A 17,264-nucleotide genomic window follows, 5' to 3' on the forward strand; every position below is an offset into this window, starting at 1 on the left:
TTGGATCGGCTTGGGACCTCGGTGCGCGATGCAAAGGGCAGCAGCGTTTCGCAGAGAGATCGACCCGCCTTAGATGGGCGCTTTGAGGAGAAAGAGCAAGGATTTATTCCTCAGCGGTACCGTCGGAGAAAGATTTTTGCCCGTGAGCGGAGTCGGAAACGAAAAAGGCGGCGGGGTCCAAGACCGCCGCCGCCTTCGAAATCACGCGTCGGAAACCGACGCGGGAACTCAGCCTTCGGTCTTCAGCTGACCAGCCGATTCCTTGCCCGAGCGACGGTCGCGCTCGAGTTCGTAGGAAACCTTCTGGTTTTCATCCAGGCCGCGCAGGCCGGCCGCTTCCACGGCCGAGATGTGGACGAAGACGTCCTTGCCGCCGTCGTCCGGCTGGATGAAGCCGTAGCCCTTGGTCGGGTTGAACCACTTAACGGTGCCGGTAGCCATTTGAGACCTCCTTTTGGCGTTGGCCTCAGGCAAGAGCACCTGGAGGCCTGTCGGGTCTGAAAGGAGCGGCTAGACCTCGGGCGAAAGCAGAGGGTGGCGTTTCGCAGAGAGATCGACGTCCACCCTTTTGAACCGGACGGAGGGCGAAAGCAAGGCGGGGACGTCAGCCTTCGGCGGTCTCGTCGGGCGGCGCGACGTAGTTCGCCTGGCACAGCTTGCGCAGGTCTGCGCTGAGGGTGGGGCCGTACAGGGAGTCCTGGATGCGGTCGAAACCTTCGGCGGAAAGGGCTTGCTTGATGTCGCTGACGGTGCGGCACCGCCCCTCCCGCGCCAGTTCATAGGCGCGTTCCAAGGTCGTCGGTCGGTGGGAGCTCATGACCCGATATGGGGCCTGCGGGCCGGAATTCCTAGAAGGAGAAGCTCAGACCGGCCACGACGGCGTCGGCGTACTGCGGATTGGCCGGGTCGGCGTCGGTGTCATAGTACCGGACCTCGGCCTCGATGTTGCGCGTCAGGGCGTAGGTGAAGCCCGCGTTCCAGCCGGTGTAGTCGATGCTGGCGTCCTGCTCGCGGCGGCCGATCTCGGCGGTGCCGGTCAGCTTGTCGGAGAAGTCCCAGCCGCCGCGCAGCGCGACCCAGGTCCAGGCCTCGGTCGAGCCCATGCCGTCCGGCGAGTGCTGCAGGCGCACGCGGGCGCTGGCCGGGCCGATGGAGCGCTTGATGTCGGCGGTCAGCTCCCAGGCGGTATTGTCCGCACCCGGATCGGCGTCGATCTGGTATTTGTAGGTCGCGTTGAGATCCAGGTCGAAGCCCGCGATCTCGGGCCGCATGCCGGCGCCGGCTTCAAGCTCCAGCTCCGAACCGGTCGAGCTCTTGACGGTCTCGAAGCCGGGACCCGCGTAGAACAGGCCGGACGCGCTTTCCCACTCGGCCGCGCCCCAGGCGTAGGCGTCGCCGCGCGACTTGGAGGCGTCCTTGGACCGGTTGTCGGTCGCCGCCCCGAAGGAGAAGGACCAGCTTCCGGCGCCCTGAGACGCGCTCTCGGGGGCGCTCTGGGGCGTTGCCTGGGCTTGGGCCGTCCCGGCGAGAACGAGGAAGGCGAGGGCGGCGAACGTCGCTGTACGGATCATGGAACTCCCTGACGCGCGAAGGCGCGGGAGGTTCCTAGACGAATGCGGTCTTCTTGGCGAACCGTTCAGTGGCCTGAGTGAATTCTTGTCGCAGGCGTCCAACCAGTTCCCCGGCGGGCAGGATGTCGTGGATGGCGCCGGCGCCCTGACCGGCCGACCAGACGGTCTTCCAGGCCTTGGCCTCGTCGGCCATGTCCAGCTTGTGCTCGGGCAGGGTCTTGGGGTCGATGCCGTTCTCGACCAGCGACTTGATCATGAAATTGGCCGGGATGCCCGACACCGCCGGGGTGTGGACGATGTCCGCCGAGCCGCTGTCGATGATCATGTCCTTGTAGTGTTGCTGGGCCGAGCTTTCGGTCGTGTTGATGAAGCGGGTGCCCATGTAGGCGAAGTCGGCGCCCATCATCAGGGCGGCGGCGACGTCCGACCCGGTGGAGAGGCAGCCCGACAGGATGATGGTTCCGTCGAAGAAGCCGCGGACCTCCTCGACCAGGGCGAAGGGGTTGACGATGCCTGCGTGGCCGCCGGCGCCGTTGGCGACCAGGATCAGGCCGTCGACGCCCGCCTCCGCCGCCTTGCGGGCGTGGCGGACGTTGGCGATGTCGTGGAACACCAGGCCGCCGTAGCCGTGCACCGCGTCGACGACGTCGCGGACGGCGCCCAGCGAGGTGATGATCAGCGGCACCTTCTCCTCCACCGAGACCATCATGTCGGCCATCAGGCGGGGGTTGGTCGGGTGGACGATGTGATTGACGCCGAAGGCCGCCGCGTCGGGGTTCAGCCGGCCCTTGATCTCATGCAGCCACTCCCGATAGCCCTCGGTGGTGCGCTGGTTCAGCGACGGGAAGGTGCCGATCGCCCCGGCGTTGCAGGTCTCGACCACCAGATCCGGTCCGGAGACCAGGAACATGGGCGCCGCGATCACCGGCAGCTTGAGACCCTTTTGCAGCGAAGCCGGAATGGCCATGGCGTTTCCCCGAGTTGTCTTTCGCTACGGATAGCGGGCTGTCCCCGGGTAAGGCAAACCGGAAAAACAGGGTGCGAACAGTGCGAAGCGTCCGGAGGGACGAACGCGTATCCTAGCGCGCACGTGCGTCAGAACCGGACGTGGGGGCGAGGATTATGGCCGACCCCTGCGCGGCTGAGGAGACGGCGCGGGCTCAACCACCACCGGCGCGGCGAAGCGGGTGGTGAATTGCACCCTGGCGCCCGTGGCGGCGCCGTCCACGGTGCGGGGCGACAGACGCGCCCGCGCGGCCGCCGCGATGACGGATGCCGCGAACCCCTGGCCCGCCGGCGTCTCCTCGATGATCTCGCAGCCGGAGAGCGTCCCGTCGGGAAGCGCCAGGCACCGCAGGGTGACGCGGCCCGCGATGATCCCGTTGGCGAGGGCCGTCGCCGGGTAGTCGGGCACGGGCTGCCGCGCCCAGGACGGATTGGTGATGAGCGAGGGGTTCACTCGCGCAGGCGGTGGTCCGGGCCGCGGCGGATCCGGAACGATGACGGGCGGGGCCGTCTGCGTCGCCCCGGGCTTGGGCTTCGGTCCGGTTTGTTGCGCCGGTGCGGGACCGGCGATGATCAGCGACAGGGCCGCGACGGAAAGGACGTATCGGCCCCACCGCCTTTGAAAACGTCCGCCCATGTCTCTATCTCCCCGACAGATCCTCCCTGCTTCATGCCCCGGCGCGCCGGGGACAGGCAAGCCGTTCCGTTCCTCGCGAGACCGCCCATGAATCCGCCGCCGATCACCCTGCAGGAGCGCCGTCAGCGGCTGGCCCGGCTGGAGGCCGCGATGGAGGCGCAAGGGGTCGCCGCGGTGCTGATCGATGCGACGACCAGCCTGCGCTATTTCACCGGCCTGGTGTGGCGGCGGTCCGAGCGGATGATCGCGGCGCTGGTGCGGCCCGGAAAGCCGCTGACCTACATCTGCCCGGCCTTTGAACTGGACAAGGTCGGCGGCTCGATCGGCGTGCCGGGCGAGTTCCTGACCTGGGAAGAGCATGAGAGCCCCTATGCGCTGGTGGCCGACGCGGTCCCGACCGGGATCCTGGCGGTCGACGAGCAGGCGCCGGTGTTCGCCTGGCTGGGGCTGGCCGAGGTGTTCGGCGTGGACCGGCTGCGCGGCGCCGACCGGCTGATCACGCCGCTGCGGGCGCGCAAGTCGGAGGCCGAGATCGCCCTGATGACGCGCGCCAAGGCGCTGACGCTGGAGGCGCAGCGGCGGGCGCACGGGAGCCTGCGGGCCGGGATGCGGGGCTCGGAGGTCGCGGCCTTCATCGACCGCCAGCACCGGGCGCTGGGCGCCGACGGCGGCAACACCTTCTGCATCGTCTCGTTCGGGGCCGACACCTCGCTGCCGCACGGCGGGGAGGGCGATCCGGAACTGCGCGAGGGCGACGTCGTCCTGATCGACACCGGCTGCGCCCTGGACGGCTACAACGCCGACATCACCCGGACCTATGTGTTCGGCGAGCCGACGCCGGAGGTGCGGCGCATCTGGGATCTGGAGCATGCGGCGCAGGCGGCGGCCTTCGCGGCGGCGCGGCTGGGCGAGCCGTGCGAGGCGGTGGACGCGGCCGTGCGCGCCTTCCTGAAGGCCGAGGGCCTGGGACCGGACTATCAGGTTCCGGGCACGCCGCACCGCACCGGGCACGGCATCGGCCTGGACATCCACGAGGCGCCCAATCTGGTGCGCGGCGACCAGACCCTGCTGGACGTCGGCATGTGCTTCTCCAACGAGCCGATGATCGTGATTCCCGGTCAGTTCGGCATCCGGCTGGAGGATCATTTCCACATGACCGAGGCGGGGGCGAACTGGTTCACCCTGCCGCAGCCGAGCCTGGACGAGCCGTTCCGGGGCGTCGCGCCGCTGGCGGCGTGACGAGAGGGACCGAAATCGGTAGAGCGACGCCATGACCACTGACACCTCGGGCCTGCACCAGCTGGGCCAAATGACCGCCGCGCCGACCAGCCCGGAGACCGCCGTGCTGGAGCGGGTGCCCAACCCGCACGCGGACACCCTGTATCTGGCCCGCTTCACGGCGCCGGAGTTCACCAGCCTGTGCCCGGTCACCGGCCAGCCGGACTTCGCCCACATCGTGATCGACTACGCCCCCGGCCCGTGGCTGGTGGAGAGCAAGTCGCTGAAGCTCTACCTGACCAGCTTCCGCAACCACGGCGCCTTCCACGAGGACTGCACCGTCGCCATCGGCAAGAAGCTGGCCGAGCTGCTGGACCCGAAATGGCTGCGCATCGGCGGCTACTGGTATCCGCGCGGCGGCATTCCGATCGACGTGTTCTGGCAGACCGGTCCGGCCCCGGACGGCCTATGGCTGCCCGACCAGGGCGTGCCGACCTATCGCGGGCGGGGCTGAGGCCCCGGCCCCTCAGTCCGCCGCGGCGGCGATGGGCAACCGGATCTCGAAGGTCGAGCCGGCTCCGTCGGGCCGGTAGTCGACGCGTCCGCCATGCGCCTCGGGAAAGGCCGGTTCCGCCCTATTTCCACACAATCTGCACAGTCCGTCACAATCGCGCGGCTGCATCAAAACTCCACGCGCCAGCGGGGCCGGAGGCGGCTAGCGTCCGGCGCATGACCTCGACCCGTCTTCCGCTCGAAACCCGTGGCCGCCTGTGGCTGACGCGGGCCGAGGCGTGGGCCGACCGGTCGCCGCTGCGGCGGGGCGCCTATGAGTTCCTGTGGTTCGGGCTGAAGCAGGGATGGGCCTGCCTGTTCGGCGGGCTGATGCTGGCGCTGATCCTCGGCACCTTCCTGTTGTGGCCCGAGGCCGCGCCGGTGTCGCGCTACGACTTCCTGGTGGTCGGGGCGGTGGCCATCCAGGCGGGCATGCTGGCGCTGAAGCTGGAGACCTGGGAGGAGGCGAGGGTCATCCTGCTGTTCCATATCGCCGGGACGGTGATGGAGCTGTTCAAGACGGCGCACGGGTCGTGGATCTATCCCGAGGACTCGCTGCTGCGGATCGGGGCGGTGCCGCTGTTCTCGGGCTTCATGTATGCGGCGGTGGGCAGCTACATCGCGCGGGTGCAGCGCATCTTCCACATCACGGTGCGGGGCTATCCGCCGTTGTGGACGACCTGGGGGCTGGCGGCGGCGATCTACGTCAACTTCTTCGCCCATCACTGGCTGCCGGATGTGCGGCTGGTCCTGTTCGCGGCGACGGTGCTGATCTTCGGGCGCGGCTGGTTCTGGTTCACCACGGACCGGCGGCGGCGGCGGATGCCGCTGCTGCTGGGCTTCTTCCTCGTCTCGCTGTTCATCTGGTTCGCCGAGAACCTGGGCACGTTCGGCCGCGCCTGGGCCTATCCGGGTCAGGAGGACGGCTGGGAGATGGTCGGGCTGGAGAAGCTGGGCAGCTGGTTCCTGCTGATGATCATCTCGGTGGTGCTGGTGTCGATCGTGCATCGGCCGGAGGAAGAAGGGCAGGCAGTAGGCAGTAGGCAGTAGGGGACTGCTGTCGGCGGCGGGAGAGATGTCCCTATTGCCTACTCCCTATCTGCCTACTGCCTCCCTTCACATCAGCCCCAGGCGCTCACGCCCGCTTCTTCCCGGAAGTCGAAATCGCCGTCGGTGCTCAGCGACAGGGCGCGCCAGGCGTCGAGTTCGGCCTGCAGGCCGGCGATCTTGGCCTCGATCATGCCGACGGCGTCCGTGCCCGCGGCCCAGCGGACGGGCGGCTGGTCGGCGTCGGCCAGGGCGATCAGGGCCAGGCCCAGCTTGACCGGATCGCCGGCCTGATTGCGGCTGCGGCTGTCGTAGAAGGTCTTCAGCGCCTCCGAGACGGCGGCGTAGTCGGCGATCGGCTGCGAGCCGTGGCGAACCGAGGTCGGCTCCAGGAAGTCGGTGCGGAAGAAGCCCGGCTCGACCACGGTGGCGTGGATGCCGAAGTCGCGCACCTCGCCGGCGAGGGATTCGGTGAAGCCCTCCACGGCGAATTTCGAGGCGCAGTACAGGCTTCCGCTGGCGCCGCCGACGATGCCGCCGACCGAGGAGATGTTGAAGATGCGGCCCGAGCGCTGGGCCCGCATGGTCGGCAGGACGGCGCGGGTGACGTGCATCAGGCCGAAGACATTGGTGTCGTACTGGGCCTGGGCGTCGTCGGCCGTCGACTCCTCGAACAGCGAAAGGTGACCGTAGCCGGCGTTGTTGACCAGCACGTCGATGCGGCCGAAGGCGGCCAGCGCCGCGTCGACGGCGGCCCGGGCGGCGGCGGGGTCGGTCACGTCCAGCGAGACCGACAGCAGGCGGTCGCTGTCGGGGCCGAGGGTCTCGACCAGGGCCGCGCGGTTGCGGGCCGTGGCGACGACGCGGTCGCCGGCGTCCAGAACCGTGCGGACGATGGCGGCGCCGAGGCCGCGCGAGGCGCCGGTGACGAACCAGGTGCGGGGCCCGATCTGGGGAATGGGGGAGGTCATGGGAAGTCTCCTTGTTGGGAGCCCCGGTATGGGCCCCGGGACCGGTCGGGTCGTAGACGGATCACGCCACTCTCTTGCACAATCCCGCCAACCCGCGCCTCGCGCGCTTGTCTTGCGTGTCTGTCAGGGCTTGAATGGCGCCATGAGCCGATTGCACGAACTCGCCGACCTGGTGCGCCGCCATCTGGGGGAGACTTCGCCCGAGGGCGTGGGCCCCGTGACCCTGCCGGGGTTGCAGATCATCGCCAGCAGCGGCGTCACCGAGGCGCAGCAGCTGGTCTATGAGCCGATGCTGTGCCTGATCCTCGACGGGGCCAAGAACACCACCCTGGGGGCCGAGACCCACCCCTACCGCGCGGGACAGTATCTGGTGGTGTCGGCGGACCTGCCGGTCAGCGGGCAGGTGATCGCGGCGCCCTATCTGGCGGTGGGCATACCGCTGGACCCGGCGGTGATCGCGGACCTGATGATGGAGGCGGGCGACGCCCTGCCGGAGGCGCCGCCGGTGCGGGCGCTGGCGGTCAGCGACATGGACGACGACCTGATCGATGCGGTGATCCGGCTGGTCCGCCTGCTGGATCGCCCGCAGGAGGCCCCGGTGCTGGCGCCGCTGATCCGGCGCGAGCTGATGTGGCGGCTGCTGGCCGGCGAGCGCGCCGACATGATGCGCCAGATCGGGGCCGAGGGCGGGCGGCTGTCGCAGGTGCGCCGCGCCATCCGCTGGCTGCGCGTCCACTACGCCGAGCCGATGCGGATCGAGCGGCTGGCCGAGGTGGCGGGCATGAGCGAGACCTCGCTGCACCGCCACTTCAAGGCCGTCACCGCGATGAGCCCGCTGCAGTACCAAAAGCAGATCCGGCTGCAGGAGGCGCGCAACCTGCTGCTCAGCCGGGGGCGGGACGTGGCCGGCATCGGCTTCACCGTCGGCTACGACAGCCCCTCGCAGTTCAGCCGCGAATACGCCCGCCTGTTCGGCCGCCCGCCGGGCCGCGACCTGGAACGGCTGAGGGCCGATCCGTCGCTGGCGGTGGCGGTGTGAGCCCGCTCTGAACATCGCCTACGGGCGGGGGGGGCGGGGAAGATGTTTACATTCGTCATACGATGTAATACATCTGCGGCATGGCTTCCCTGACGACCCCTTTGAGCGTTCGCCTTTCGGAAGAAGACACCGGCTTTCTGTCGGGTCTGGAGATCGACGGCGCGGTCACGGCCAGCGACAAGGTTCGCGGCCTGATCCGCCAGGCGCGGCAACGCGCGGAGCCGGTCCAGTCCTTCCCGGCGGCGCTCTCGATAAGCCACGACTACCTAGCTTCGGCGCTTCGCGCCTTGCGGGTGATTGAACAAGACCTGGGCCTGCATTCCGATGTAGCGGTGGGGTTGATGACCACCGCCGAAGAATTCCTGGCCCTGGCCCTGGCGACGCCCCGTCCCGGCGCGGAGGCGACGCGAGAGCATCTGGCGCGGCATGAGGCGCGCCTGGTGGATTGCGCGGCGCGGCTGGCTGAACAACTGATGCGATGGGCCGTGACGCCGAACGCGCCGGCCTACGACCCCGCGGTGGTCTCCAGGCGGCTGGAGCCGCTGGCGGACCTGATGCGACTTGTTTCTGCGGCCCCGGCCGCACGCTAGCAGAGAGGATAACTCATGTCGGATACCCTGAGCGCACGTGTCGGCCGCATCGTGTCCGGCAGCGCCCACGCGCTGATCGACGCGATCGAGGGCGCGATGCCCGAGGCCGTCATTCAGCAGACCCTGCGCGAGATCGACAAGGCGGTGGACGACGTCCGCGCCGAACTGGGCCTGGCCATCGCCAGCAAGCACCTGGCCAACAAGCGGCTGACCGAACAGAGCAGCCGGCACGAAGAGCTGGCCGGCCAGATCGAACTGGCCATTCGCGAAGGGCGCGAGGACCTGGCCCGCGCCGCCGTCGAGCATCAGCTGGACGTCGAGGCCCAGGTGCCGGTGCTGGAAGCCACGGTGGCCGATGCGTCCAAGCGCGAGGCCGAACTGGAAGGCTATGTCGCCGCCCTGCTGGCCAAGCGCCGCGAGATGGAAGAGGCCTTCCAGGCCATGCTGCTGGTGCGCGCGCGGGCGGCCGAGGAGGCCGGCGCGGCCTCCGGCGGCTCGGGCGCAGACGGCGGCAAGAGCGTGACCCGTCGGGTCGAGAACGCGACCGGCGCCTTTGACCGCCTGATGGCCAAGGAAGGCGCGCCGGGCCTGGGCGGCGTGAACCGCGACAAGGACGCCAAGCTGGCGGAACTGGACGGGCTGGCGCGTCGCAACCGGGTCGAGGAGCGGCTAGCCGCGATCAAGGCCCGCACCGGCGCAAAGGACTGACCGCTTCCATGTTCGAATTCCTGCTGGCCGGCGACAATGTGCCGTTCGTGGCGGCCCTGGTCCTGATGCTGCTGATCGGCGCCGCCGAGGCCATGGGCCTGGGCGCGGACCTGGCGCTGGGCGAGGGGCTGGATGGTCTGGACGGCGACATCAACGTCGAGTCGCCGTCGCTGCTGTCCTGGATCAACGTCGGGCGGTTGCCGCTGCTGATGCTGATCGTGGTCTTCCTGTTCGCCTTCGGGATGACCGGGCTGATCGGGCAGCAGTTGGTCGCCGCGATCCTGGGCCAGCCGGGGCCGTGGTTCCTGGCCGCGCCGCTGGCCTTCGCCGCGGCCCTGCCGGTGACGCGGGTGTTCGGACGGGGCGTGTCGAGGATCATGCCGCGGGACGAGACCACGGCGGTGTCGCGCGATAGCCTGGTGGGGCGGGTGGCCGTGATCGTGACCGGGGAGGCCCGCCAGGCCAGCGCCGCCCAGGCGCGGGTCCGCGACCAGCACGGCCAGGTCCACTACGTCATGGTCGAGCCTGACAACGCCGCGGACGTCTTCGTCCAGGGGGGCAGCGTGCTGCTGGTGCGGCACGCGGGCGCCAAATACTTCGCCATCCACAACACCAGCGCGTCGCTTCAGGACGCGGCTGTCTGACGACTGTTCTTACCAAGGGGCTGCAATCCATGACTTCGATCATCGAGATCGCCATCATTTCGGGCGTGGGGCTTGTCGCCCTGCTGATCCTCGGGCTGGTTTTCGCGCGGCTGTACAAGCGCGCGTCCAAGGAAACGGCCTTCGTCCGCACCGGCTTCGGCGGCGAGAAGGTGGTGATGAACGGCGGCGCCCTGGTCCTGCCGGTCCTGCACGAGACCATTTCGGTCAATATGAACACCCTGCGCCTGGCCGTTCAGCGCAGCAATGAGCAGGCGCTGATCACCAAGGACCGGATGCGCGTCGACGTGCTGGCCGAGTTCTATGTGCGGGTTCAGCCCAGCGCCGACGCCATCGCCTCGGCCGCCCAGACCCTGGGTCTGCGGACCATGCATCCCGAGCAGCTGAAGGAACTGGTCGAGGGCAAGTTCGTCGACGCCCTGCGCTCGGTCGCCGCCGAACTGACCATGACCGAACTGCACGAGCAGCGGACGCACTTCGTTCAGAAGGTGCAGCAGGTGTCGTCGGAAGACCTGCTGAAGAACGGTCTCGAACTGGAAACCGTCTCGCTGACCGGCCTCGACCAGACGGCGATGGAGCATTTCAACCCGCTGAACGCCTTTGACGCCGAGGGTCTGACGCGGCTGACGCAGGAGATCGAGCTGCGCAAGAAGCTGCGCAACGACATCGAGCAGGACACCCAGGTCCAGATCCGCACCAAGAACCTGGAGGCCCAGCGCCGCACGCTCGAAATCTCGCGCGACGAGGAATACGCCAAGCTCGAGCAGGAACGCGAGATCGCCAACCGTCGCGCCGAACAGTCGGCCGACATGGCCCGTCAGGAGGCCGAGAAGCAGCGCGAGGCCGAAGGCGCCCAGATCACCTCGCAGCAGCAGATCGAACAGGCCCGGATCGAGGGCGATCGACTGGTCGCCCAGCAGCGCATCGCCATGGAGCAGGAGGTCGCCGAGCGGGAGATCGCCAAGGCGCGCGCGATCGAGACGCAGGACATCGAGAAGGCCAAGGCCATCGAACTGTCCGAGCAGGACCGCAACATCGCCGTGGCCGAGAAGTCCCGCGCCGAATCCGAGGCCAAGGCGGAGGCCGACCGCGCCCTGGCGCTGGCCGTGCAGGCCGAGGAGCAGGTGAAGACGGTGCGCGACCGCGAGGCCGCGGATCGCCAGAAGATCATCGAGCTGATCGAGGCGGCCAAGGAGGCTGAACGCGAGGCGATCGGCGTCCGCGTCGCCGCCGAGGCCGAGAAGATCGCCGCCGCCGACCAGGCCGAGGCCATGCGCGAACAGGCCCGCGGTCAGGCGGACAAGACCACCATCGAAGCCGAGGCCGAAGCCCAGGCGGCCCGTGTCGCCGCCGAAGCGGCGCGCATCCGCTACGAGGTCGATGCGGCGGGCCAGCACGCGCTGAACGCGGCGGCCAACCTGCTGTCGCCCGAACAGGTCGCCATGCAGATCCGCATCAAGCTGATCGAGAACCTGGACCGGATCATCGCCGAGTCCGTCAAGCCGATGGAGAACATCGACTCGATCAAGATCGTTCAGGTCGAAGGCCTGAACGGCGGTGGGGCGTCGGCGGGGGCCGGTGGCGGAGAGTCGTCGTCGGGCGGCAACCTGTCGGACCAGGTCGTGAACAGCGCCCTGCGCTACCGCGCCCAGGCGCCGCTGGTGGATCAGCTGCTGGCCGAGGTCGGCCTGTCGGGCGGTGACCTGAACGGTCTGACCAACGTCCTGCGGGGAACGGCTCCCGCGCCCGCGCCGGCGCCCGCCCCGGAACCCGTCGCCAAGCCGGCGCCTACCCGCAAGAGCAGGGCTGAGCCCGAGACCAAGGCCGAGCCCGAGACCGAAGCCTAGGTTTTCGGACGTCACGACAGGCGGGCGGACCCCGCCCGCCTGTTGGCCGACGGGGCTTGACCCGGCGGCCCGGGATTGAGAGGCCCTTCGGTTCGGGGACGACGACAGGAAGAGGGGCGCCATGACCACCACCACGACCGACGTCGTCATCCTGGGCGGAGGGCACAACGGCCTGGTCTGCGCCTTCTATCTGGCGCGCGCCGGGCTGAAGGTGACGGTGCTGGAGCGGCGCCATGTGGTCGGCGGGGCGGCGGTGACCGAGGAATTCCATCCCGGTTTCCGCAACTCGACCGCCAGCTACACCGTCAGCCTGCTGAACCCGAAGGTCATCGCCGACATGGACCTGGCCCGGCACGGGCTGACCGTGGTTGAGCGCAAGGTGTCCAACTTCCTGCCCTTCGACGACGGCCGCTATCTGCTGGCGGGGGAGGGGCGCACCCAGGGCGAGGTGGCCAAATTCTCGGCCAGGGACGCGGCGCGCCTGCCCGAGTACGAGCGGCGGCTGGAGGTCGTGGCCGCCATCCTGCGCGACTGGATCCTGAAGAGCCCGCCCAATGTGGTGGAAGGCGGCTGGACCGCCATGCTGCCGGAACTGCTGAAGGGGGCGTCGCTGGGCAAGCAGGCGGCGGGGCTGGACGTGCAGGGGCGGCGCGACCTGCTGGACCTGTTCGCCAAGTCGGCGGGCGACTGGCTGGACGGTTGGTTCGAGAGCGATCCGATCAAGGCCCTGTTCGGCTTCGACAGCGTGGTCGGCAACTACGCCAGCCCCTACACGCCGGGATCGGCCTATGTGCTGCTGCACCACGTGTTCGGCGAGGTGAACGGTCGCAAGGGCGTCTGGGGCCACGCCCTGGGCGGCATGGGGGCGATCACCCAGGCGATGGCGAAGGCCTGCGCGGAGCTGGGCGTCGAGGTGCGGCTGGACACCGCCGTGGCCGAGGTGCTGACCGAGAAGGGGCGGGCCGTCGGCGCGGTGACCGAGGGCGGCGATAAGGTGCGGGCGCGGGCCGTCGTGTCCAACCTGCACCCCCGGCTGCTGTTCGAACGGCTGGTGGACGATGCGGTCGTGCCGGCGGACTTCCGCGAGCGGATCGGGAACTACCAGTCGGGCTCGGGCACCTTCCGCATGAACGTGGCCCTGTCGGAACTGCCGAACTTCACGGTCCTGCCGGGGCAGGGCGATCATCTGACGGCGGGCATCATCATCGCGCCGACGCTGGACTACATGGACCGGGCGCATGCGAGCGCGCGGCTGAACGGCTGGTCGAGCGAGCCGATCGTGGAAATGCTGATCCCCTCGACGCTGGACGACAGCCTGGCCCCGCCGGGACAGCATGTGGCCAGCCTGTTCTGCCAGCACGTCGCGCCCGATCTGGCGGACGCGCACCGCGACACGGTGGCGGACCTGATGATCGAGACCGTCGACCGGCACGCGCCGGGCTTCAAGGCCTCGGTGGTCGGCCGGCTGGCGCTGGGGCCGCGCGATCTGGAGCGCCGTTTCGGCCTGGTGGGTGGCGACATCTTCCACGGGCGGCTGACGCTGGACCAGCTGTTCAGCGCCCGTCCGGTGCTGGGCCACGCCGATCACCGGATGCCCGTGCCGGGGCTCTACCTCTGCGGCTCCGGCGCCCATCCCGGCGGCGGCGTCACGGGCGCGCCGGGGCACAATGCGGCGCGGGCGGTGCTGAAGGATCTGAAGTGAGGGACTAGGGGCTAGGGGCTAGGGGCTAGGGGCTAGGGGTTAAGTGGACGAAGGCAGGTCGGCGGACGACCTGAACCCTAGCCCCTAGCCCCTCGAAACCCCCATCGCCGTCATCAGAGCATCGCGCACGGCCGCCTCGGTGAACGGCTTCTGGATGGTGGGCTGGCCCCGCCAGACGTCGGGCAGGCCGCTTTCGCCGTAGCCGGTCGAGAAGATGAAGGGCACGCCGCGCGCCTTCAGCGCCTCGGCGACCGGGAAGACCTGGCGGCCCGCCACATTGACGTCCAGCAGGGCGGCGTCGAGCGGCGTCTCCTCCACGGCCAGCCTCAGGCCGTCGTCGATGTTGGCGGCCGGCCCCACGGGCGTGCAGCCCATGTCCTCCAGAATGGTCTCCAGCAGCATGGCGACGAGGGATTCGTCCTCGACGATCAAGACGCGTCGGCCCGAAAGCGGTGCGGTCATTCACTCTTCTCCCGGTCCAGCGGGACCATAAACTCCGCGGTGAAGCCGGAGGTTGCGTATTCAAGCTTCACCTCGCCCGCCAGGTCGTGGCGGACGTTGCGTTCGATCAGTCGGCTGCCGAAGCCCCGGCGCGTCGGTTCGACGACGGGCGGGCCGTCGATCTCGCGCCAGGTCAGGTGCATGACGGGATTCGTCTGGTCCGCGACCGCCCAATCGATCAGCACCCGGCCTTCGGGCCCCGACAGGGCGCCGTATTTGGCGGCGTTGGTGGCCAGTTCGTGCAGGATCATGCCCAGCGACAGGGCCGCCGCGGCGCCCAGGGCGACGGGCTGGCCGTTCAGGCTGATCCGCTGCGGCCCGTGGGCCTCGGTCTCGTGCTGCAGGATGGCGCGCAGGTCGGCGCCCTCCCAGTGGCTGCGGGTCAGCAGGTCGTGGGTGTGCGACAGGGCCAGCAGCCGGGCCTGGAACCCCTCGGCGAAGGTCTTCGGGTCGGCGTGGGACCGCGCCGTCTGCATGGCGATCGACTGGACCGTGGCCAGGGTGTTCTTCACCCGGTGGTTCAGCTCGTCGATCATCAGCTTCTGCCGCTCGGCGGCGAAGATGGTGTCCGTGACGTCGTGGCCCTGCACGAAGATGCCGGCGACCTTGCCCGAGGCGTCCCGGATCGGCTGGTAGATGAAGTTCAGATAGACGGTCTCCAGCGGCCCCTCGGGCGAGCGCTGCAGCTGCACCCGGCTGGCCCGGCCCTCGTGGGGTTCGCCGGTCTCGTAGACGGTGTCCAGAAGCTCGTAGAAGCCCTGGCCGGTCAGCTCGGGCAGGGCCTCGCGGATCGGCTTGCCGGCGATGACGCGGTGGCCGATCAGCTGGGCGTAGGCCGGGTTGTGCATCTGGAACACGTGCTGCGGCCCGCTCAGGATCGTGACGAATCCCGGGGCCTGCATGAACATCTCGACCAGCTGGTTGCGCTCGGTCTGGAGGCGCTGGTTATCCTCCTGCACCGCCTGCGCCCGGCCCAGCACCGCGCCGCCCAGGAGGTCCACCGCATTGGCGCCTTCCATGCCGGCGGTCATCGCGCGCAGGCGCTGAAGCTCGGTGATGTCGGTGGTGTGCTGCAGCAGGAAGACCACCTCGCCCGCCTCGTCGAGGATGGGGGTGTGGGTGGCGCTCCAGAACCGATCCTCGAACAGGGCGTCGCCGTTGGGACCGGGGCGGGAGATGGCGAATTTGACCACGGCCAGATGGTCGGGCTGGCGCGTGTCGCGGGCCTTCTCCAGCGAGGCCCGGACCTGGCGGACGTTCTCGGGCGCCTCCGCGCCGGGACCGGAGTCGAAGGCGGCGAACAGCGGGCGGCCGATGGTCGTTTCCCGCGTGCTGCTGGTGACGTCGAGATAAGCCTGGTTGAGACCCGCGATGCGCAGGTCCGGGGTGACCAGCACATAGGGATTGGGCGAGGCGTCGAACGCACTCGCCAGATCGACCGGCAGGCCGCCTGTTTTCGACAATTCCCTCAAGCCGATCCCCACACTCCGGTTACTGTAACACCTTGACCTCGCACCGGTTCCTCAAACCTTAGCAAGAAATACAAACGTCATTTGAGCCTTCGGGCAGGCGGACGCTAGTGTGGGCGGATGTTAGCTTCACTTTTCGCGGCGGCGGCCCTGATGGCGACTCCCACCGATGCTTCGCAGGCCCGTCCGACGGTGGCGATCGCCCAGGGGAATCTGATCGGCCGGGAGACCGACGGCGTCGACAGCTTCAGGGCCATTCCCTACGCCGCGCCGCCGGTGGAGGCCTTGCGCTGGCGTCCGCCCCAGCCGGCCCCGACGTGGACCGATGCGCTGGATGCGGGGCAGGTGGGGGCGATCTGCATCCAGCCGCCGCCCAACGGCGACCCGGGCGTCGGCCCCCTGCCGATGAGCGAGGACTGCCTGACCCTGAACGTCTGGACGCCCCGGGCGCGGACCGGCCCCCTGCCGGTGATGGTCTGGATCCACGGCGGCGGGTACAACAACGGCTCGGGCACCGCCGACCTGTATGACGGGACCCGCCTGGCCGAGCGCGGCGCGGTGGTGGTCACGATCAACTACCGCCTCGGGCGGCTGGGCTTCTTCGACCACCCCGCGCTGGCCGCCGACCGCCTGCCGGGCGAGCGCGCCGGCAACTACGGCGTCATGGATCAGATCGCCGCCCTGGAGTGGGTGCGCGACAACATCGGCGCCTTCGGGGGGGATGCGGGCAATGTGACCGTCTTCGGCGAGTCGGCGGGCGCCGTGGCGGTGACCCAGCTGATGATCGCGCCCGCCGCGCGCGGCCTGTTCCACAAGGCGGTCGTGCAGTCCGGCCTGGGCCGCCAGCGGTCCGCCGAGCTGGCGCTGGACCGGCCCGGCCGCCCTTCGGCGCAGTCGCTGGGGGTGCGCTGGGCGCGCGGCGCGGGAATGCCGATCGACGTCTCCGCGGCGGACCTGCGGGCGGCGCCGCCCGAACTGCTGCTCAGTCCCATGCCGGCCTTCTACAGCGACAACCTGATCGTCGACGGCCAGGTCCTGACCGAGGACGTGATCGAGGCCTTCGAAGCCGGGCGGCAGGCGCCCGTGCCGATGGTGCTGGGAACCAACAGCGCCGAGTTCTGGTGGATCCGGCCGACCGACGCCGGCGCCTATGGACGGATCGACGACGCCCTGACGGACGCCCAGCACGACGCGCTGCTGAACGCCTATGGCGGCGCCGCGGGCTATGACGCCCACGTCGTCAGCGATCTGATCTTCAACGAGCCCGCCCGGCAGCTGGCGCGGCTGCACGCGCGGGCGGGGTATCCGATGTACCTGTACCGCTTCGACGTGGTGCCGGACTCCAACCCCGAACCCAGCGGCGGGGCGACCCATGCGTCCGAGCGCCCCTATGTCTTCGACAACCTGCACACCGTCGGGCGGCCGTTGGGCGAGCGGGACGCCCGCGCCGCCACCGCCATGGCCGACTACTGGACCCGGTTCGCCACGGTCGGTGATCCGAACGGCGGCGAGCGCCCGCACTGGCCCGAGTTCGGGGCACAGCCCGAGCAACTGCTGGAGTTCACCAACGACGGACCGGCAGCCAAGCCGATCCCGTTCGCCGAGCGGCTGAACCTGATCGAGGCCTATTATGCGCGGCTGCGCTGACTGATGTGATTTCCTCCTCCGAAGCGGGGAGGGACGCCGCGTGGCGCAGCTGCGAATCATTGGCGGCCTGCGCCTGGCGGGTTCAACCGCGTCATGAG

General features: G+C 69.4%; 18 protein-coding genes. 10 read left to right on the forward strand and 8 right to left on the reverse strand.

The annotated features are described in order from the left end of the window. Positions 1-228: 228 nt before the first annotated feature. The 5 genes from AC3WRV_RS07940 to AC3WRV_RS07960 all read right to left on the reverse strand — a co-directional run bounded on the left by AC3WRV_RS07940 (position 229) and on the right by AC3WRV_RS07960 (position 3,030). Positions 229-441 (reverse strand): cold-shock protein, encoded by a 213-nt coding sequence (locus AC3WRV_RS07940; protein WP_291839573.1) that lies wholly within the window; start codon positions 439-441, stop codon positions 229-231. Positions 442-604: 163 nt separating this feature from the next. Next, on the reverse strand, positions 605-817 hold the full coding sequence (locus tag AC3WRV_RS07945; protein WP_291839575.1) for a hypothetical protein: 213 nt from the start codon (positions 815-817) through the stop codon (positions 605-607). A gap of 31 nt (positions 818-848) precedes the next feature. Next, complete coding sequence (locus tag AC3WRV_RS07950; protein ID WP_291839577.1) at positions 849-1,571, reverse strand: TorF family putative porin; 723 nt, start codon at positions 1,569-1,571, stop codon at positions 849-851. 34 nt (positions 1,572-1,605) lie between these two features. Next, complete coding sequence (locus AC3WRV_RS07955; protein WP_492312813.1) at positions 1,606-2,538, reverse strand: NAD(P)H-dependent flavin oxidoreductase; 933 nt, start codon at positions 2,536-2,538, stop codon at positions 1,606-1,608. A 153-nt stretch (positions 2,539-2,691) separates the two neighbouring features. Beyond that, positions 2,692-3,030 carry a TonB family protein gene (locus AC3WRV_RS07960; protein WP_492312814.1) on the reverse strand — a complete coding sequence of 113 codons (339 nt, stop codon included), beginning with the start codon at positions 3,028-3,030 and terminating at the stop codon, positions 2,692-2,694. Positions 3,031-3,300: 270 nt separating this feature from the next. On the opposite strand from AC3WRV_RS07960, the gene AC3WRV_RS07965 reads away from it, so the two are divergent. The 3 genes from AC3WRV_RS07965 (at position 3,301) to AC3WRV_RS07975 (ending at position 6,033) form a co-directional block, all read left to right on the forward strand. Further along, entirely contained in the window at positions 3,301-4,452 is a 1,152-nt protein-coding gene (locus AC3WRV_RS07965) for a M24 family metallopeptidase (protein ID WP_492312815.1), read from the forward strand. 31 nt (positions 4,453-4,483) lie between these two features. After that, the gene (gene queF / locus AC3WRV_RS07970) at positions 4,484-4,945 is read left to right on the forward strand and encodes a preQ(1) synthase (RefSeq protein ID WP_291840491.1); all 462 of its coding nucleotides are present in this window, start codon (positions 4,484-4,486) and stop codon (positions 4,943-4,945) included. Between the two features lie 215 nt (positions 4,946-5,160). After that, positions 5,161-6,033 carry a DUF817 domain-containing protein gene (locus tag AC3WRV_RS07975; RefSeq protein WP_492312816.1) on the forward strand — a complete coding sequence of 291 codons (873 nt, stop codon included), beginning with the start codon at positions 5,161-5,163 and terminating at the stop codon, positions 6,031-6,033. Positions 6,034-6,104: 71 nt separating this feature from the next. Here the strand turns inward: AC3WRV_RS07975 and AC3WRV_RS07980 are convergent, their stop codons facing one another. Next, entirely contained in the window at positions 6,105-7,001 is an 897-nt protein-coding gene (locus AC3WRV_RS07980; protein ID WP_492312817.1) for an oxidoreductase, read from the reverse strand. 142 nt (positions 7,002-7,143) lie between these two features. Here AC3WRV_RS07980 and AC3WRV_RS07985 point away from each other — a divergent pair, with 142 nt between their 5' ends. The 6 genes from AC3WRV_RS07985 to AC3WRV_RS08010 all read left to right on the forward strand — a co-directional run bounded on the left by AC3WRV_RS07985 (position 7,144) and on the right by AC3WRV_RS08010 (position 13,549). Continuing rightward, complete coding sequence (locus AC3WRV_RS07985) at positions 7,144-8,040, forward strand: AraC family transcriptional regulator (RefSeq protein WP_492312818.1); 897 nt, start codon at positions 7,144-7,146, stop codon at positions 8,038-8,040. Positions 8,041-8,141: 101 nt separating this feature from the next. Next, complete coding sequence (locus AC3WRV_RS07990) at positions 8,142-8,630, forward strand: hypothetical protein (protein ID WP_492312819.1); 489 nt, start codon at positions 8,142-8,144, stop codon at positions 8,628-8,630. Between the two features lie 15 nt (positions 8,631-8,645). Next, on the forward strand, positions 8,646-9,338 hold the full coding sequence (locus AC3WRV_RS07995; protein WP_492312820.1) for a PspA/IM30 family protein: 693 nt from the start codon (positions 8,646-8,648) through the stop codon (positions 9,336-9,338). An 8-nt stretch (positions 9,339-9,346) separates the two neighbouring features. Then, a complete protein-coding gene (locus AC3WRV_RS08000) occupies positions 9,347-9,982 on the forward strand; it encodes a YqiJ family protein (protein WP_492312821.1) in 636 nt (211 codons plus the stop codon). 29 nt (positions 9,983-10,011) lie between these two features. Then, on the forward strand, positions 10,012-11,847 hold the full coding sequence (locus AC3WRV_RS08005; RefSeq protein ID WP_492312822.1) for a flotillin family protein: 1,836 nt from the start codon (positions 10,012-10,014) through the stop codon (positions 11,845-11,847). A 121-nt stretch (positions 11,848-11,968) separates the two neighbouring features. Then, positions 11,969-13,549, forward strand: coding sequence for a phytoene desaturase family protein (locus AC3WRV_RS08010; RefSeq protein ID WP_492312823.1), 1,581 nt, complete (start codon positions 11,969-11,971; stop codon positions 13,547-13,549). A gap of 84 nt (positions 13,550-13,633) precedes the next feature. Here AC3WRV_RS08010 and AC3WRV_RS08015 read toward each other — a convergent pair whose 3' ends face one another. Both AC3WRV_RS08015 and AC3WRV_RS08020 read right to left on the reverse strand, forming a co-directional pair. Further along, positions 13,634-14,011, reverse strand: a complete 378-nt coding sequence (locus AC3WRV_RS08015; protein ID WP_492312824.1) for a response regulator — start codon at positions 14,009-14,011, stop codon at positions 13,634-13,636. Then, positions 14,008-15,513 (reverse strand): sensor histidine kinase, encoded by a 1,506-nt coding sequence (locus tag AC3WRV_RS08020; RefSeq protein WP_492312825.1) that lies wholly within the window; start codon positions 15,511-15,513, stop codon positions 14,008-14,010. Before AC3WRV_RS08020 ends, AC3WRV_RS08015 begins: the two co-directional genes overlap by 4 nt. A gap of 159 nt (positions 15,514-15,672) precedes the next feature. On the opposite strand from AC3WRV_RS08020, the gene AC3WRV_RS08025 reads away from it, so the two are divergent. Beyond that, complete coding sequence (locus AC3WRV_RS08025; protein ID WP_492312826.1) at positions 15,673-17,166, forward strand: carboxylesterase/lipase family protein; 1,494 nt, start codon at positions 15,673-15,675, stop codon at positions 17,164-17,166. The last annotated feature ends 98 nt before the right edge of the window (positions 17,167-17,264 follow it).

Source organism: Brevundimonas sp. EU05-FHT14B11 (genome assembly GCF_058790835.1).

Coding starts and splice junctions, on each gene's coding strand:
- AC3WRV_RS07950 (WP_291839577.1), bottom strand. CDS start 1,571: ATGATCCGTACAGCGACGTTCGCCGCCCTCGCCTTCCTCGTTCTCGCC.
- AC3WRV_RS07995 (WP_492312820.1), top strand. CDS start 8,646: ATGTCGGATACCCTGAGCGCACGTGTCGGCCGCATCGTGTCCGGCAGC.
- AC3WRV_RS07975 (WP_492312816.1), top strand. CDS start 5,161: ATGACCTCGACCCGTCTTCCGCTCGAAACCCGTGGCCGCCTGTGGCTG.
- AC3WRV_RS07965 (WP_492312815.1), top strand. CDS start 3,301: ATGAATCCGCCGCCGATCACCCTGCAGGAGCGCCGTCAGCGGCTGGCC.
- AC3WRV_RS08000 (WP_492312821.1), top strand. CDS start 9,347: ATGTTCGAATTCCTGCTGGCCGGCGACAATGTGCCGTTCGTGGCGGCC.
- queF (WP_291840491.1), top strand. CDS start 4,484: ATGACCACTGACACCTCGGGCCTGCACCAGCTGGGCCAAATGACCGCC.
- AC3WRV_RS07980 (WP_492312817.1), bottom strand. CDS start 7,001: ATGACCTCCCCCATTCCCCAGATCGGGCCCCGCACCTGGTTCGTCACC.
- AC3WRV_RS07955 (WP_492312813.1), bottom strand. CDS start 2,538: ATGGCCATTCCGGCTTCGCTGCAAAAGGGTCTCAAGCTGCCGGTGATC.
- AC3WRV_RS08015 (WP_492312824.1), bottom strand. CDS start 14,011: ATGACCGCACCGCTTTCGGGCCGACGCGTCTTGATCGTCGAGGACGAA.
- AC3WRV_RS07945 (WP_291839575.1), bottom strand. CDS start 817: ATGAGCTCCCACCGACCGACGACCTTGGAACGCGCCTATGAACTGGCG.
- AC3WRV_RS08005 (WP_492312822.1), top strand. CDS start 10,012: ATGACTTCGATCATCGAGATCGCCATCATTTCGGGCGTGGGGCTTGTC.
- AC3WRV_RS08025 (WP_492312826.1), top strand. CDS start 15,673: ATGGCGACTCCCACCGATGCTTCGCAGGCCCGTCCGACGGTGGCGATC.
- AC3WRV_RS07985 (WP_492312818.1), top strand. CDS start 7,144: ATGAGCCGATTGCACGAACTCGCCGACCTGGTGCGCCGCCATCTGGGG.
- AC3WRV_RS07940 (WP_291839573.1), bottom strand. CDS start 441: ATGGCTACCGGCACCGTTAAGTGGTTCAACCCGACCAAGGGCTACGGC.
- AC3WRV_RS08010 (WP_492312823.1), top strand. CDS start 11,969: ATGACCACCACCACGACCGACGTCGTCATCCTGGGCGGAGGGCACAAC.